The organism is Streptomyces tendae (assembly GCF_008632955.1).
Taxonomy (GTDB): Bacteria; Actinomycetota; Actinomycetes; order Streptomycetales; family Streptomycetaceae; genus Streptomyces.
Genome location: NZ_CP043959.1, coordinates 2,604,697 through 2,621,239, shown reverse-complemented (window position 1 = coordinate 2,621,239; position 16,543 = coordinate 2,604,697). Strand labels below are relative to the sequence as shown.

Genomic DNA, 16,543 nt, shown 5'->3' with positions numbered 1-16,543 from the left:
GGCCTTGTACAAGTTATGAAGTCCAAGCTCCGCTGAATCGCCCAGTGGCGTCAAGACCTTGACAGAAATCGGTTCCAGGCCGTGTCCGGCCGACTACCCGCGGTGCGCCACAGGGGTCCGGCCCCGGAGAGCTGTCTCTCCGGGGCCGGACCCCTGCGTACGACGGGTGGAGCGGCGGTGGGCGTCAGCGGAAGGTTCCCTGCGACACCGAACCGGCGATCCGCCGCTGGAAGACGCAGTAGACGATCAGTACGGGCACCACCGTGATCACGATCGCCGCGAACAGCGCGCCGTAGTCGATGTCGTAGACCTGCGAGGAGGCGTAGGCGGCCATGCCCTGGGTGAGGACCCACATGTCCTGGTCGGTGTTGAGCGCCACCGGCAGCAGGAACTGGTTCCACAGCCCCAGGAAGTTGAAGATCGCCACTGCCGCCATGCCCGGACGGGCCATCGGCAGCATCACCTGGAAGAACGCCCGCCAGTCCCCGGCACCGTCGATCAGCGCGGCCTCGTACACGTCGTGCGGAAGCGACCGGAAGAACGCATAGAGGAAGAACATCGTGAACGGCAGCGCGAACGCGACATAGGTGAGGATCAGTCCAGGACGCGTGTTCAGCAGCCCGAAGTTCTGCAACTGGAAGAAAAGCGGAACGATCGCCAGAAAGACCGGGAACGTCAGACCGGCGAGCATGACGTAGTAGATCAGCCGGCGGCCGGGGAACTCGAACCGGGCGAGAATGTAGGCACACATCGCGCCGAGCAGCATCACCAGGATCAGTGCCGAGACCACGACGATCACGGAATTCAGGAAATACCTTCCGATGCTCGCGTCGGTCCACGCGTTCGCGTAGTTCTCGATCCGCCAGTGATCCGGCAGCGAGAACGGCGACGAAAGGATCTCGCCGGTCGATTTGAACGACGACATCAGCACCCACAGCATGGGCACGATAACGATCACGGACCACAGGATCAGCAGGGCGTGCGAGACCGCCGCGAATCTGCGGTCGCTGCTCGCGGCGACGCGCGTCAGCCTCCGGTCTCTCGCCGGTTCACGGTCACTGGCCGGCTTCCGGTCGGCGGCAACGACGCTCACCCGGCACCTCCCTTGGCTGCGGCACGCCGAGCTCTGGACCCAGGTGCTTTCCTCTTGGTCTCGCGCTCGCCGCCGCCCGTGAGGCGGTTGACGAGAAACACCAGCGCCGCGAACACCAGGGTGACGACGGCGAGGACGACGCCCATCGCGGTGGCGTAGCCGAACTGCTGCTTGGCGAAAGCGACGTTGAACAGACGCTGGCTGATCGTCAGGGTCGAGTTGTCCGGGCCGCCGTTCGGCACCATCGCCTGGACGTAGACGAACGCGTCGAGGGCGGCGATGCCCAGGTAGATGTATGCCGTCTGCACGCTGTCCCGGATCGCCGGCAGGGTGATCGAGATCGTGGTGCGGAACCGGCCGGCCCCGTCGATCCTCGCCGCCTCGTACAGCTCGGCGGGAACGCCCTTGATCGCGGCGATGAAGAGCACCGCGTAGAACCCGACGAGCCCCCAGATGATGACGAACATCACGGCCGGCATCGCCGTCGCCTTCTCGCCCAGCCACGCGAACGTGTCGAACTGGTCGAGGCCGACGCCCGTGAGGACGCCGTTGAGCAGGCCGGCGTTCGGGTCGTACATCTGCGCCCAGATCAGACCGACGATGATCGCCGGCACGACGTAGGGGAAGAACGAGACGATCCGGTAGAACGACGCTCCCCGGATCCCTCGGACGGGGCCCTTGCCGGGTCCTCCCAGGGTGATGGCCACGGCGACCCCGAGGGCGAGCGTCAGCGTCACCAGCGGCACGAAGACCGCGAGGAGTGCGACGTTGCGCAACGCCTTCAGGAAGATGTCGTCCTGGAACATCTTCGTGAAGTTGTCGAAGCCGACGAAGTTGTAGTCCGGGCTGAAGCCGCGCCAGTCGGTCATCGCCCAGAAGATCGCCTGGCCGAACGGGATCAGCACGAAGATCACGAAGATGGCCAGCGGGACACCGAGGAACGCGAGGAAGAACGTCACCCGGTCGAACGTGAGCTTGCGGCGCCGTGGCCGCCCACCGCGAGCGGCCGGCTCGGGCCGACGGCTCGCGGTTTCGGCAGTGGGGATCGTGTCCTTCATCGCCGTGCTAGCTGACCTTGACCTTGTCGACGGAGTCGTCCTCCCGGACCTTGTCGGAGATCTTCTGCAGGGCCGAGGTCAGCCCCTTGCCGTCGAGGTCACCGGCGAGGAACGAGTTCCACGGCACCAACTGGTCGGTGTTCATCCCGTAGGTCTCGACGAACATGTAGTTGAAGATGTTGGTGCCCGCGGCCTCCAGCATCGTCGTCTGCGAGACGAGGGCCGTCGATCCGTAACCGTCGGCGGGCACGGTGCCCTTGACGATCGTCGGGGCCAGCTTCGTCCTGGAGAAGTTGGCGGCCGCCTTCTCCGACAGCATCGCCCGCAGCACCTCCTTGGCGCCGGCCGGATTCTTGCCCTGCCTGGGCACGATGAACGGCTCGCCGGCGGCCGCGCGGAGCGACTCGTAGGGCAGCGCCGGCTTGTCGGTGAGCGTCATCGACGGGAATCCGGTCATCTGGAAGTCCGCCTTCGTGGCCTTCTTCATCTCGTTCTCGATCCAGCCACCGGACGGGTAGAGCAGCGCCTTCTGGTCGTTGCTCCAGATCGCCTGCGCCTTCTGGAACTGGGTGCCGGAGCCACCGGGGACGAACATCTTCTGCCTGACCATGGTCTCCATGACCTTGATGACGCCCTGGACGGCCGGGTGCGACCAGCAGCCCTTCTCCAGGTTCTCCAGGGCGAGCCGGACCTCGTCGCCGCCCTCCTTGATCGCCGAGTCGATCAGGAGCGTGCGGTAGTAGGTCGCCGCCTCCTTGCCGTGGACGAAGAGGTACTTGCCCTTCTTCTTCGCCTTCTGGCCGAGGTCGAGCGCCTCGTCCCAGGTCTTCGGCGGGGTCCAGCCGTTCTCCTCGAAGAGCGTCTTGGAGTACCAGACGCCGTACACGGTCATCACGTAGTTGAGCGCGACGAACTTGTCCCTGAACGTGCCGGGGGCCTTGACGCCGGGGTAGACGATGTCGGCGATCTTCTTGCCTTCGTAGGTGTTGGCCTCGAAGAGGTCGTCGAGTTCCTCCAGCTGGTCGAGGATGCCCAGGAAGCCGATCTGGTCCTCACCGGAGTTGTCGATGAGGTCCGGCGGATTGCCGCCGACGAAGCGGGGCTGGAGCTGGGGGGCGATGTCGACGACCGGCTTGACCTGGACCTTGAGGCCCTTGACCTGGCTGCCGAGCACCTGGTTGGTGTAGTCGACGTAGTCGGTGCCGTAGCCGCCGTCGAAGATGGCCGCCTCGACCGTGGAGTTCGCGGCGACACCGAACGGATTCGTGGCGCTCTTCTCGCCCTTCGGGCCGCTGTCGCCGTCCCCGTCCTTGCTGGAGGGAGAGCTGCACGCTACCGCGAACGAGCCCATCGCCGCGGTGGCGATGGCCCCGCGCAGGAGCGTCCGCCTGTCAAGAGAGCCGGCACGAATGGTCATCTCTGCATCCTCACTGATCGAATGGCTCGGTACGGGTGTGCTGCGTGTGCGCCCGCCGTGGCCGGACCGGTCCTGAACCGGCCGAACGTGGGGCGTTGTCGCCGTCGTTTCGGAGCCGCGGTGCGGCGCCGATGATCAGCTGAGCGATGCCGGCACGGAAGTCGCCGGTGCCGGAGCGGCGGTCGCACTCCGCCTGATCAGATCGCAATGGCCTACGCCGGAAGTGGGTCCCATGCTCAAGTCCTCGCCTTCTCCAGGACTCAGGCGGTGAACCGGATCCTTCCCGGCACCGCGTTCGGGTCACGCTGGGTCGTGCAGGAAGTGCGGCTGGTACTGGTCGGGTGCGGTGAAGATTGCCCCGGAGTGCCGACAGGTATAGTCCACTTCACGCCGACGGAGCAAGATCGAATGCAAGGTTCCCCTTACGTCTTTTCCGAGTTGAGACCTCGCGGAAATAAGAGCCTCGGGCACCTTACGCAACGGAAATGTCCGCACCATCGCTTGCGAATGCCACAATCAACCCCTTGACATCAAAGGCCACTTGGCCCACTACTGGTCCTTGCGCACTGCAATTGACAACGTTGTCCAGGGCAGGGAGGGTGCGAGCGCATGCAACAGAGGGTTCGGCACAGATGGGGTTCGGCGGTCGTCGCGACGACCGCCTTCGCCTTGGCCGCGGGTTCGCAGGGCGTCGCGGTGGCGCTGCCCGCGGCACCGCCGAAGGCCGACCGGGAGTTCGTGTCGTCGTTCGAGTCGGGTGAGCCCGCGCCGGACTGGCTGAACACCGTCGAGACCACGCGGGGCGGCGGCAAGCGCGCCTCGGGGGTGAACGGCGGGTACAGCTCCGGCATCCCGGGCAACATCACCGACCACGTCACCGAGGTCCGGGCGAGCGCCGAGAACACCTCCGGCCGGGAGGTGAAGGAGCACCTCGTCGACAGTCTGTCGAGCACCAAGTGGCTTGCCTTCGAGCCCACCGCCTGGGTCGAGTTCGACTTCGACGCCCCGGTCGAGGTGCAGCGCTACGCGCTCACCTCCGCCAACGACCACGACGAGCGCGACCCGCGCGACTGGACCCTCAAGGGCTCCACCGACGGCGAGGACTGGAAGACCCTCGACACCCGCTCCGGCGAGACGTTCACCGAGCGCTTCCAGACCAGGACGTACGCCCTGGACGCGGCGGCCGTCGGCGAGTACCGCCACTTCCGGCTGGAGATCACCAAGAACGGCAGCGGCGATCTCGTGCAGCTCGCCGACGTCCAGTTCGCGGCCGGCGGCGAGGACGAGCCGGTGCCCGAGGACATGCTGTCGCTGGTCGACCGCGGCCCGACGGGCTCCCCGACCGCCAAGGCACGGGCGGGCTTCACCGGTACCCGCGCGCTGCGCTACGCCGGCCGGCACCTCGCCGACGGGCGGGCCTACTCGTACAACAAGGTGTTCGACGTCGACGTGAAGGTCGAACGGGACACGCAACTGTCGTACCGGGTCTTCCCGTCGATGGCGGACGGCGACCTCGACTACGACGCCACGAACGTCGCCGTCGACCTCGCCTTCACCGACGGCACCTATCTGAGCGACCTGCGCGCCACCGACCAGCACGGCTTCCCGCTCACCCCGCGCGGGCAGGGCGACGCCAAGGTCCTGTACGTCAACCAGTGGAACAACGTGGTCTCCCGGATCGGCTCGGTGGCCAGGGGCAAGACGGTCGACCGGATCCTGGTGGCGTACGACTCCCCCAAGGGCCCGGCGAAGTTCCGCGGCTGGCTGGACGACGTGGCGCTGAAGCAGGTGCGGCCCGAGCCGCCGAAGGCCCATCTGTCCGACTACGCGGTGACCACCCGCGGCACCAACTCCAGCGGCAGCTTCTCGCGCGGCAACACCTTCCCCGCGACGGCCGTGCCGCACGGCTTCAACTTCTGGACCCCGGTGACCAACGCCGGTTCCGACAGCTGGCTGTACGAGTACGCGGCGGGCAACAACGACGACAACCTGACCACGATCCAGGCGTTCAGCGCGAGCCACGAGCCGAGCCCCTGGATGGGCGACCGGCAGACCTTCCAGGTGATGCCGTCGGCCGCGGAGGGCACCCCGGAGACCGGCCGCGAGGCCCGCGCGCTGCCCTTCCGGCACGAGAACGAGACCGCCCGGCCGTACTACTACGGGGTGCGGTTCGAGAACGGCGTGAAGGCTGAGATGGCGCCGACGGACCATGCGGCGATGATGCGGTTCACCTACCCCGGTGACGACGCGAGCGTGATCTTCGACAACGTCACAGACCAGGCGGGACTGACGCTGAACAAGGAGGACTCCTCCTTCACCGGCTACTCGGACGTGAAGTCCGGCCTGTCCACCGGCGCGACCCGGCTGTTCGTCTACGGCGAGTTCGACAAGAAGGTCACCGGCGGCGACTCCAAGGGCGAGCGGGGCCACCTGCGCTTCGACGCGGGCAAGGACCGCACGGTCACCCTGCGCCTGGCCACCTCGCTGATCGGCGTGGACCAGGCGAAGGACAACCTGCGCCAGGAGATCGGCCGCACGACCTCCTTCGACAAGGTCAAGCGGGACGCGCGGCGCCAGTGGGACCGCATCCTCGGCAAGGTCGAGGTCGAGGGTGCCACCCCGGACCAGCTGACCACGCTCTACTCCAGCCTCTACCGCCTGTACCTGTACCCGAACTCGGGCTTCGAGAAGGTCGACGGGAAGCACAAGTACGCCTCGCCGTTCCAGCGGATGCCGGAGCAGGACACGCCGACCCACACGGGCGCGAAGATCGTGGACGGCAAGGTGTACGTCAACAACGGCTTCTGGGACACCTACCGGACGACCTGGCCGGCGTACTCCTTCCTGACCCCGTCCAAGGCCGGTGAGCTGGTCGACGGCTTCGTGCAGCACTACAAGGACGGCGGCTGGACCTCCCGCTGGTCCTCCCCCGGCTACGCGGACCTGATGACCGGCACCTCCTCGGACGTGGCGTTCGCGGACGCCTACGTCAAGGGCGTCGACACCTTCGACGTGAAGGCCGCGTACGACGCCGCGGTGAAGAACGCCACCGTGGTGCCCCCGTCGTCCGGGGTGGGCCGCAAGGGCATGGCGACCTCGCCCTTCCTCGGCTACACCAGCACCGAGACCCACGAGGGCCTGTCCTGGGCCCTGGAGGGCTACCTCAACGACTACGGCATCGCCAAGATGGGCGAGGCGCTGTACCGGAAGACAGGCGACAAGCGCTACAAGGAGGAGTCCGCGTACTTCCTCAACCGCGCCCAGGACTACGTCAACCTGTTCGACTCCGAGGCCGGTTTCTTCCAGGGCCGTGACCTCAAGGGCGACTGGCGGGTGAAGTCCTCCGAGTACGACCCCCGGGTCTGGGGCTACGACTACACCGAGACCAACGGGTACGGGTACGCGTTCACCGCCGCGCAGGACAGCCGGGGCCTCGCCAACCTGTACGGCGGGCGCAAGGGCCTCGCCGACAAGCTCGACGAGTACCTGTCCACACCGGAGACGGCCTCCCCGGACCTCAAGGGCTCCTACGGCGGCGTCATCCACGAGATGATCGAGGCGCGCGACGTCCGGATGGGCATGTACGGCCACTCCAACCAGGTGGCCCACCACGCCCTGTACATGTACGACGCGGCCGGGCAGCCGTGGAAGACGCAGGGACACGTGCGCGAGGTGCTGTCCCGCCTGTACACCGGCAGCGAGATCGGGCAGGGCTACCACGGTGACGAGGACAACGGCGAGCAGTCGGCCTGGTACCTGTTCTCCTCGCTCGGCTTCTACCCCCTGGTGATGGGCAGCGGCGAGTACGCCATCGGCTCCCCGCTGTTCACGAAGGTCACCGTGCACCTGGAGAACGGCCGCGAGCTGGTCGTCAAGGCCCCGAAGAACAGCACGAAGAACGTGTACGTGCAGAGGCTGAAGGTCAACGGCAAGCAGTGGAACTCCACGGCGCTGCCGCACTCGCTGATCGCCAAGGGCGGGGTGCTCGAGTTCGACATGGGCCCGCGCCCGTCGTCGTGGGGCACCGGCAAGGACGCGGCGCCGGTGTCGATCACACAGGACGACGAGGTGCCCACGCCCCGCACGGACGCGCTGCAGGGTGACGGCCCCCTGTTCGACAACACCTCGGCGACCGGCGCGACGGTGACCGAGGTCGAACTGCCGGTGGAGAAGGCCGCGAAGGCCGTGCAGTACACGCTGACCTCCTCCGACCACGCCAAGGCGCCCACCGGCTGGGTGCTCCAGGGTTCGGCGGACGGCACGACGTGGCAGGACCTGGACCGGCGGACGGACGAGTCCTTCCGCTGGGACCGGCAGACCCGCGCCTTCTCGATCGCCGTGCCGAAGGCGTACGAGCACTACCGGCTGGTGCTGACCGGTGAGGCGACGCTGACGGAGGTGGAACTGCTGAGCTGATCCCGCGCTCACCTGGCGGGCCCGGACCCCCTGGTCCGGGCCCGCCTTGTTGGCCGGGGCGCCCCCTGCCCACGGCTACCTCGGCGGCCTCCGGTGCACCGGAACGGGGCCACGACGGACTCGGGGGACTTCGACGCCGCCCGGCTGCCCGCCGCCGCGGTTCCGCGGGGCCGGCACCCGCCGTTCGGCGCCACGGGGCGCCTCGGCCCCCTGGCGGACACGGTCCGCGTACGCGTCGCGCGCCTCGGGCGCAGGTACGGTGCTCACGGCTCCTCCCCGCCGAGCAGCAGCCGCTCGTCCCACCAGGGCGGAGTCTCGTCGTCCACCGGGGTCAGCTCGACGAGGGTGATCTCGTGGCGGGCCAGCGTGACGGTGAGGTCCGCCCGGCCGTCCTCGACGGGCAGCCGGCCGTGGGTGCGGGCGGGCTCGGCGGCCTCGTGCAGCATGTCGAGCTGCCCGGGGCGCGGGGAGCGCGGGGAGCCCATGTGCCGCCAGGCGGTGTAGGCGTTGCCGCGTTCCTCGTCCACGGAGGACCGGCGGACGAACACCTCGCCGCGCCCCTCGGTGCCCACCGGGAGGGACAGGCGCAGGGTGTGGCGGTCCGGGCCCGGGGTGCGTCCCGTGGGGTCGACGGGGGCCCAGGCGAGGAGGCTGACCCGGCCGTCCGCGTGCCGGGTGACCATGTGGTCGTCTCCGCGGGCGAGTTGCCGCTCCCCCAGCCGGGCCATGAAGGCGTACAAGTGGTAGGTGGGCTTGCGGACCTGGCGGTGGGTGAGCAGGCCGAAGCCGCCGTGGAACAGCGCGGTGGGGATGCCGGTCTCCTCGAAGACGTCGCTGAACGTCCAGTAGGAGAACGAGTCGGCGTGGTCGCCGCCCGACGCGACCACGGGCGCGAGGTAGGCGGCGTGGAAGGCGGTGTCGTGGATGAGGTTGTCGGGGCGGTAGGAGGAGTTGAACTCGGTGATGTGCACGGGCAGTCCGGCCAGACGGGTGCCTTCGAGAGCCCTGCGCGGCTGGGCGAACTGCTCGAGCAGGGTGCTCGCCGGGGCCAGGGTCTGGTGGGTGCCGAACGGGACGGACCGGGCGGGCCCCGAGGCGTAGGCGTGCCGGGACACGAAGTCCACCGGTACGTCACGGCGTTCGGCGAACTCCGCGAACCGCTCCAGCCAGCCGTCGGCGGCCGGCGACAGCGCGGGGCCGCCGACCCGCAGCTCCGCGTCCACCTCCTTGACGGTGCGCGCCGTCGCCTCGTACAGCCGGTGGTAGGCAGCCTCGTCGGCGTCCTGCCAGAAGGGGGGCAGGTCCGGCTCGTTCCACACCTCGACGGGCCAGGTGCGCACCTCGTCGAGGCCGTAGCGGTCGATCAGGTGGGTGAGGACCGCGCGGACCAGGCACGTCCACTCCTTCTCGTCGGCCGGCGGGGTGACGTTGCCCTCCCACCAGAACACCGTCTGCTTCCCGGACGCCATCTCCTTCGGCATGAAGCCGAGTTCGAGGAAGGGGCGGATGCCGGTGGAGAGGCAGGCGTCGAGCACCTGGTCGAGGTAGGTGAACGAGTGGTGGGTGCGGCGGGCGCCCTGCCACTCGTAGGGGCGGTGGACGCCCATGCCGTCGCTGAGCAGGCCGTGGCCGCGCAGATACCGGAAGCCGATCTCGCGCTGGAGCAGCGAGAGGGAGTCCTGGTAGTCGCGGCGCAGCGCGAGGTCCAGACGGCCGGTGCCGACGCAGGCGCGCCAGGCGTCGGACAGCGGGCCGGCCGGCTCGGTGGGCACGTGGATCACGCGTTCTCCTTCTTGAACCGCTGGTGGGCCTGGTTGTCCGGCTCGACGAGCCGCCCGGGATGCCGGCCCCACGCAGTACGCGCCGGGAGGCGTCCTCGCGGCTCGGACCGGCACAACGCGATCACGTCACTGATCACCGGCAGGCGGCAGCACAGCAGGAAGCACAGCAGCGGCGGCACGGCCGCGAGTACGGCCGCCGGTCCTGGTGCGGCGCGGCGCTGCCGACCGGTGCGCGCGGACGACCGCATGCCGCGGGACGGGAAGTGCCGACGGCGGGTCCTCCGGCGGCGGTGCCGACGTGGTGGGACTGCTCATCGATCGGGCCTCCCGTGTCGGACGCGGAACCGAAACTTTCGAGCAGGGGTCGACAACCTCGCGGCAACCTATGGGCCGGGTCGAACGGTGTCAACCGGTGCTGCTGAGGGCTCTTCCGACGTCGAGCCGCAGAGAGGTCCGGAACGAGGCGTTGTGGGGGGCGAGTCAGCGATCTGGGGCCGCCGCCTTCGAAATTGGCTTCCGTCCTCCCGCAACGATCGGACGCGTCCCCGTCCGGCCCGCGAGGTGCCGCGTGCCCGCGAGCGACCTGCCGTGCCCCCCCCCCCAACGGAGCGGGAGCGTCACCGCCCGGACCTCACTGGGCCCGGCGCCTTCGACGCGTTCCGCGAGCGCGCGCAGGACGAAGCGTCGGACGCGGTCATGTCCTGGTCTCCGCCGGGCCGATGGACAGCGGGCCGCGACTGACGGACACCCGGGACGTGACTGCCGCACGCCTGCACGGACGACGGGCACGACGGCCGGGACGCGGCCAGCGGCACGCGAGACGCCGACCGGGGCGGAGGCGGGAGGCGTTGGGCAGGAAGCGCGCGCACTTCGGCACGGGATGCGATCGGGCCGCCGAGGCCGGGGGCGGCCGGGGGATGCGGCCGCGCCGCCCTGGGCGTGCGTCAACCGGCCCGGCACGACAGGGCCGTTCCGGCAAGGGTGGCCCGCTGGGCCGCGGGCAGGGCCACCCGGAAGCCGCAGACCCCTGGCACGGGGCGCGGTGGTCGCGCGGAGCGCGGAGATCGCGCGGGTGGCGTGAGGTCTTCAGCGGCGCCGGCGCTCGCATCACGGCCGGCAGCGGCGGCGCCGTCCGGCGCCCCCTGACGGCACAGCAGGCCCAGGACGTCCGGGCGCGGCAGCGCGCCGTTGCGGGTCTGGGTGACGGCGCCGGACGTCAGGGCCAGCCCGGCCGCGGGCACGGCGGCCAGCAGGCAGACCAGGACGAGGAACAGCACCCTGCTGCCGGTACGCAGCACCGGCCGGGCACCGGCACGGTCGTTCGTTGGCGCGTTCATGAGCACGTGAGCACTTCCGTCCGCGCTGTGGGGGTCGACGGATGACGGAGACGCGGGGCCGGACGAGGTGGCGGCGCCCCGGCGACGGGTTCCGGTCCGCCACGCTCATGGGAGCGCTCCCACCCCGCCCGTGAGGGGGACGCTAGCGCCGGGGCGCGGGGTTGTAAACGGTTACCGCGCGTATCCGGCCGCGCGGACGCCGTTCACTCCGCGGTCCGGACCCGGGAACGCCGAGGGCCGCACCCCCTTGCGGGGGTGCGGCCCTCGGTCCGCCCTGCCTGCCGCCTACTTGCGGATCAGGCTGCGCAGCACGTACTGCAGGATGCCGCCGTTGCGGTAGTAGTCGGCCTCACCGGGGGTGTCGATGCGGACGACCGCGTCGAACTCCACGCCCGTGTCGGTGCTGACCTTCACCGTGCGCGGGGTCGTGCCCTCGTTGAGCGCGGTCACGCCGGAGACGGAAAAGGTCTCCTCGCCGGTCAGGCCGAGGGACTCGGCGGTGTGGCCCTCGGGGAACTGCAGCGGCAGGACGCCCATGCCGATGAGGTTCGAGCGGTGGATGCGCTCGTACGACTCGGCGATGACGGCCTTGACGCCGAGGAGCGCGGTGCCCTTGGCCGCCCAGTCACGGGACGAGCCTGAGCCGTACTCCTTGCCGGCCAGGACGACCAGCGGGATACCGGCGGCCTGGTAGTTCTGCGAGGCGTCGTAGATGAAGGAGACCGGGCCGCCGTCCTGCGTGAAGTCGCGGGTGTAGCCGCCCTCGGTGCCCGGCGCGATCTGGTTGCGCAGGCGGATGTTGGCGAACGTACCGCGGATCATGACCTCGTGGTTGCCGCGGCGCGAGCCGTAGCTGTTGAAGTCGCGGCGCTCGATGCCGTGCTCCGTGAGGTACTTGCCGGCCGGGGTGTCGGCCTTGATCGCGCCGGCCGGGGAGATGTGGTCGGTGGTGACCGAGTCGCCCAGCTTGGCCAGCACGCGGGCGCCGGCGATGTCCTCGACCGGGGCCGGCTCCATCTGCATGCCCTCGAAGTACGGAGGCTTGCGGACGTAGGTGGACTCGCTGTCCCACTCGAAGGTGTCGCCGGTCGGGATGGGCAGCGCCTGCCACTGGGCGTCGCCGGCGAAGACGTCGGCGTAGGACTTGGAGAACATGTCCTCGCCGATGGCGTTGGCCACGACGTCGTTGACCTCGGCCTCGGAGGGCCAGATGTCCTTCAGGAAGACCGGGTTGTTGTCCTGGTCGTAGCCGAGGGCCTCGCGGGTGATGTCCACCTTCATGGAACCGGCGATCGCGTAGGCGACGACCAGCGGCGGGGACGCCAGGTAGTTCATCTTGACGTCCGGGTTGATCCGGCCCTCGAAGTTACGGTTGCCGGACAGCACCGAGGTGACGGCCAGGTCGTGCTCGTTGACGGCCTGGGAGACCTCGTCCGGCAGCGGGCCGGAGTTGCCGATGCAGGTGGTGCAGCCGTAACCGACCAGGTTGAAGCCGACCTTGTCGAGGTAGGGGGTCAGGCCCGCCTTCTCGAAGTAGTCGGTGACGACCTTGGAGCCCGGGGCGAGGGTGGTCTTGACCCACGGCTTGCGGGTCAGGCCCTTCTCCACCGCCTTCTTGGCCACCAGCGCGGCGGCGACCATGACGTACGGGTTGGAGGTGTTGGTGCAGGAGGTGATGGCCGCGACCGTCACCGCGCCGTGGTCCAGGGTGTAGGTGGTGCCGTCGGGGGCGGTCACCTCGACCGGGTGGGAGGGCGCGCCGTTGGAGATGGCCGGGGCGTCGGAGGCCGGGAAGGACTCCTTGCTGGCCTCGTCGACGTCGCCGCCGTCCTTGACGTAGTTGCGCACGTCCTGGGCGAACTGGGTCTTGGCGTCGGCGAGGACGATGCGGTCCTGCGGGCGCTTCGGGCCGGCGATGGACGGGACGACCGTGGACAGGTCCAGCTCGAGCTTCTCGGAGAAGTCCGGCTCGGCCGTCGGGTCCAGCCAGAGGCCCTGCTCCTTGGCGTACGCCTCGACCAGGGCGACCTGCTGGTCGCTGCGGCCGGTCAGGCGCAGGTAGTTCAGCGTCTCGTCGTCGATCGGGAAGATCGCGGCGGTGGAGCCGAACTCCGGCGACATGTTGCCGATGGTGGCGCGGTTGGCCAGGGAGGTGGCGGCCACACCCTCGCCGTAGAACTCGACGAACTTGCCGACGACGCCGTGCTTGCGCAGCATCTCGGTGATGGTGAGCACCAGGTCGGTGGCGGTGGTGCCGGGCTTGAGCTCACCGGTGAGCTTGAAGCCGACGACGCGCGGGATCAGCATGGAGACCGGCTGGCCGAGCATCGCGGCCTCGGCCTCGATGCCGCCGACGCCCCAGCCGAGGACGCCGAGGCCGTTGACCATGGTGGTGTGCGAGTCGGTGCCGACCAGCGTGTCGGGGTACGCCTTGCCGTCGCGGATCATGACGACGCGGGCCAGGTGCTCGATGTTCACCTGGTGGACGATGCCGGTGCCGGGCGGGACGACCTTGAACTCGTCGAACGCGGTCTGGCCCCAGCGCAGGAACTGGTAGCGCTCCTTGTTGCGGCCGTACTCCAGGTCGACGTTCTGCTTGAAGGCGTCGTTGGTGCCGAACTTGTCGGCGATGACGGAGTGGTCGATGACCAGCTCGGCCGGGGCCAGCGGGTTGATCTTCGCCGCGTCGCCGCCGAGCTCCTTCACGGCCTCACGCATCGTGGCGAGGTCGACGACGCAGGGCACGCCGGTGAAGTCCTGCATGATCACGCGGGCCGGCGTGAACTGGATCTCCTGCGACGGCTGCGCCTGGGAGTCCCAGCCTCCCAGGGCACGGATGTGGTCGGCGGTGATGTTCGCGCCGTCCTCCGTGCGGAGCAGGTTCTCCAGCAGCACCTTCAGGCTGTAGGGAAGGCGCGCGGAGCCCTCGACCTTGTCCAGCCGGAAGATCTCGTACGACTCGTCGCCCACCTGCAGCGTGCTGCGGGCGTCGAAGCTGTTCGCCGACACGACAGTCTCCTTCATTGATGTGCGCGTACCACCGTCAATCGTGCCGCCACGCCGGCTTGGCCGTTCCGGTGAGGTCAGGCTAAGTTAGGTGTGCCTAACTCGCGTGGCGACCGCGGTGCGCCTCGGCAGATATCTCGATGTCGAGATAACTCTAGTACACGGGCGCGGAATGGTCATGCCCGGGTTCCCGCGTGGCCCCGGCGCGCCCGCTCCCGGCGCCCTCCCGTGGGCGCGCTGTCCCCTCCTCCCCTCCACCCTCCCGCCGCGACGGGCCGGGCGCCACGGGTGACACGACTCCCGCCCGCCGGAGTCGCCGGGAGCGCCGGGGCACGCCGGCCGCCGAAGGCGGCGTGGACGCCGTGGACGCCGTGGACGCCGAAGGAGCCGTCGAGCCGAAGGTGCCGTCGACGCCGAGAGCGCCGTCGAGCCGAAGGTGCCGTAGCCGCCGTGGACCCGCGAGACACCGGATGCCATTACCGCTCCGAACCGGGGTATCCGACTGAGACACAGTCAGTCACGGCAGGACCGATCAAGGAGGCGAGGATGCCCCTCACGTTCCGTAAGAGTTTCCGGATCCTTCCGGGGGTGCGGCTGAACATCAACAAGAAGTCGTGGTCCATCACCACCGGCGGGGGGAAGAACGGCCCTCGGTACACCCGGAGCAGTACCGGACGTCATACGACATCGATGGATTTGCCCGGACCTTTCGGTTGGCGCCGCACCACCCGCAGCCGCCGGACCAGCGGACATTGACGTCACATCACCCGACCATCACCCGAACGGACCCCCCAAGAGGTGCCATCTCATATCTGAGATAGCCTCAACCTCATGGCAGACGACTACCTCGTACGCATCGGCAAGCTCATCCGTGACGCCAGACAGCACCGAGGCTGGACACAGACCCAGCTCGCCGAGGCGCTCGGCACCAGTCAGAGCGCGGTGAACCGCATCGAGCGCGGCAACCAGAACATCAGCCTTGAGATGATCGCGCGCATCGGTGAGGCGCTCGACAGTGAGATCGTCTCCCTGGGCTACGCCGGTCCGATGCATCTGCGGGTGGTGGGCGGCCGGCACCTCTCCGGCTCCATCGACGTCAAGACGAGCAAGAACGCGTGCGTGGCACTGCTGTGCGCCTCGCTGCTCAACAGCGGGCGCACGGTGCTGCGCCGCGTGGCCCGCATCGAGGAGGTCTACCGCCTCCTGGAGGTGCTGAACTCCATCGGCGTGCGCACCCGCTGGATCAACGACGGCGTCGACCTGGAGATCGTGCCGCCGGCCGAGCTGGACCTCGCCGCGATCGACGCGGAGGCGGCCCGCCGCACCCGCTCCATCATCATGTTCCTCGGTCCGCTGCTGCACCGCATGGACCGCTTCATGCTCCCGTACGCCGGAGGCTGCGACCTCGGCACGCGCACGGTGGAGCCGCACATGATCGCTCTGCGCCGCTTCGGCCTGGACATCGCGGCGACGGAGGGGCAGTACCACGCGGTGGTCGACCGGGCCGTCGCGCCGGACCGCCCGATCGTGCTGACCGAGCGCGGGGACACCGTCACCGAGAACGCGCTGCTGGCCGCGGCGCGGCACGACGGCACGACCGTCATCCGCAACGCGTCCTCCAACTACATGGTCCAGGACCTGTGCTTCTTCCTGGAGGCGCTGGGCGTCAAGGTCGACGGCATCGGAACGACGACGCTCACCGTGCACGGTGTCCCCACGATCGACGTGGACGTCGACTACTCCCCCTCCGAGGACCCGGTCGAGGCGATGAGCCTGGTGGCCGCGGCGGTGGTGACGGAGTCGGAGCTGACGGTCCGCCGGGTGCCGATCGAGTTCCTGGAGATCGAGCTGGCGGTCCTGGAGGAGATGGGCCTCGACCACGACCGCACGCCGGAGTACTTCGCGGACAACGGCCGTACGCGCCTGGTGGACCTGACCGTCCGGCCCTCCAAGCTGGAGGCGCCGATCGACAAGATCCACCCGATGCCGTTCCCGGGCCTGAACATCGACAACGTGCCGTTCTTCGCGGCGATCGCGGCGGTGGCGCAGGGCAAGACCCTCATCCACGACTGGGTCTACGACAACCGCGCCATCTACCTGACCGACCTCAACCGCCTCGGCGGCCGGCTCCAGCTCCTCGACCCGCACCGCGTCCTGGTCGAGGGTCCGACCCGCTGGCGCGCCGCCGAGATGATGTGCCCGCCGGCCCTGCGCCCGGCCGTCGTCGTCCTGCTCGCCATGATGGCGGCGGAGGGCACCTCGGTGCTGCGCAACGTGTACGTCATCAACCGCGGTTACGAGGACCTGGCGGAACGCCTCAACTCGATCGGGGCGCAGATCGAGATCTTCCGGGACATCTGAGGACACCCAGGCGGATCGAGCACTCCGGAGAGTGCTTCGAAGCCGTGGAGCGTCGGTGGGCGCCCGCCCACCGA

The 16,543-nt window shown here is 69.2% G+C and carries 10 protein-coding genes; 3 read left to right on the top strand and 7 right to left on the bottom strand.

The features are described 5' to 3' along the window. Positions 1-184 precede the first annotated feature (184 nt). From F3L20_RS12225 to ngcE, 3 genes are read right to left on the bottom strand one after another with little or no spacing between them, the layout of a single operon-like run. Positions 185-1,093: a carbohydrate ABC transporter permease gene (locus F3L20_RS12225; RefSeq protein ID WP_150154320.1), complete on the bottom strand. Its 909-nt coding sequence runs from the start codon at positions 1,091-1,093 to the stop codon at positions 185-187. Further along, complete coding sequence (locus F3L20_RS12220; RefSeq protein WP_150154318.1) at positions 1,090-2,151, bottom strand: carbohydrate ABC transporter permease; 1,062 nt, start codon at positions 2,149-2,151, stop codon at positions 1,090-1,092. The genes F3L20_RS12225 and F3L20_RS12220 overlap by 4 nt, the downstream gene beginning before the upstream one ends. Positions 2,152-2,158: 7 nt before the next feature. After that, positions 2,159-3,502 carry an N-acetylglucosamine/diacetylchitobiose ABC transporter substrate-binding protein gene (ngcE, locus tag F3L20_RS12215; protein ID WP_167534680.1) on the bottom strand — a complete coding sequence of 448 codons (1,344 nt, stop codon included), beginning with the start codon at positions 3,500-3,502 and terminating at the stop codon, positions 2,159-2,161. Between the two features lie 675 nt (positions 3,503-4,177). Here ngcE and F3L20_RS12210 point away from each other — a divergent pair. Further along, entirely contained in the window at positions 4,178-7,984 is a 3,807-nt protein-coding gene (locus tag F3L20_RS12210; protein ID WP_150154314.1) for a GH92 family glycosyl hydrolase, read from the top strand. Between the two features lie 263 nt (positions 7,985-8,247). Here the strand turns inward: F3L20_RS12210 and F3L20_RS12205 are convergent, their stop codons facing one another. The 4 genes from F3L20_RS12205 to acnA form a co-directional block, all read right to left on the bottom strand. Continuing rightward, positions 8,248-9,765, bottom strand: a complete 1,518-nt coding sequence (locus F3L20_RS12205; RefSeq protein WP_150154312.1) for a GH39 family glycosyl hydrolase — start codon at positions 9,763-9,765, stop codon at positions 8,248-8,250. After that, positions 9,762-10,013 (bottom strand): hypothetical protein, encoded by a 252-nt coding sequence (locus tag F3L20_RS12200; protein WP_150154310.1) that lies wholly within the window; start codon positions 10,011-10,013, stop codon positions 9,762-9,764. Before F3L20_RS12200 ends, F3L20_RS12205 begins: the two co-directional genes overlap by 4 nt. 696 nt (positions 10,014-10,709) lie before the next feature. Further along, positions 10,710-11,102 (bottom strand): hypothetical protein, encoded by a 393-nt coding sequence (locus tag F3L20_RS12195; protein ID WP_150154308.1) that lies wholly within the window; start codon positions 11,100-11,102, stop codon positions 10,710-10,712. A gap of 285 nt (positions 11,103-11,387) precedes the next feature. After that, positions 11,388-14,111, bottom strand: a complete 2,724-nt coding sequence (acnA, locus tag F3L20_RS12190) for an aconitate hydratase AcnA (protein ID WP_150154306.1) — start codon at positions 14,109-14,111, stop codon at positions 11,388-11,390. 543 nt (positions 14,112-14,654) lie between these two features. On the opposite strand from acnA, the gene F3L20_RS12185 reads away from it, so the two are divergent. Then, a complete protein-coding gene (locus tag F3L20_RS12185) occupies positions 14,655-14,864 on the top strand; it encodes a DUF4236 domain-containing protein (protein ID WP_150154304.1) in 210 nt (69 codons plus the stop codon). 75 nt (positions 14,865-14,939) lie between these two features. Continuing rightward, entirely contained in the window at positions 14,940-16,469 is a 1,530-nt protein-coding gene (locus F3L20_RS12180) for a helix-turn-helix domain-containing protein (protein ID WP_150154302.1), read from the top strand. Positions 16,470-16,543: the final 74 nt, after the last annotated feature.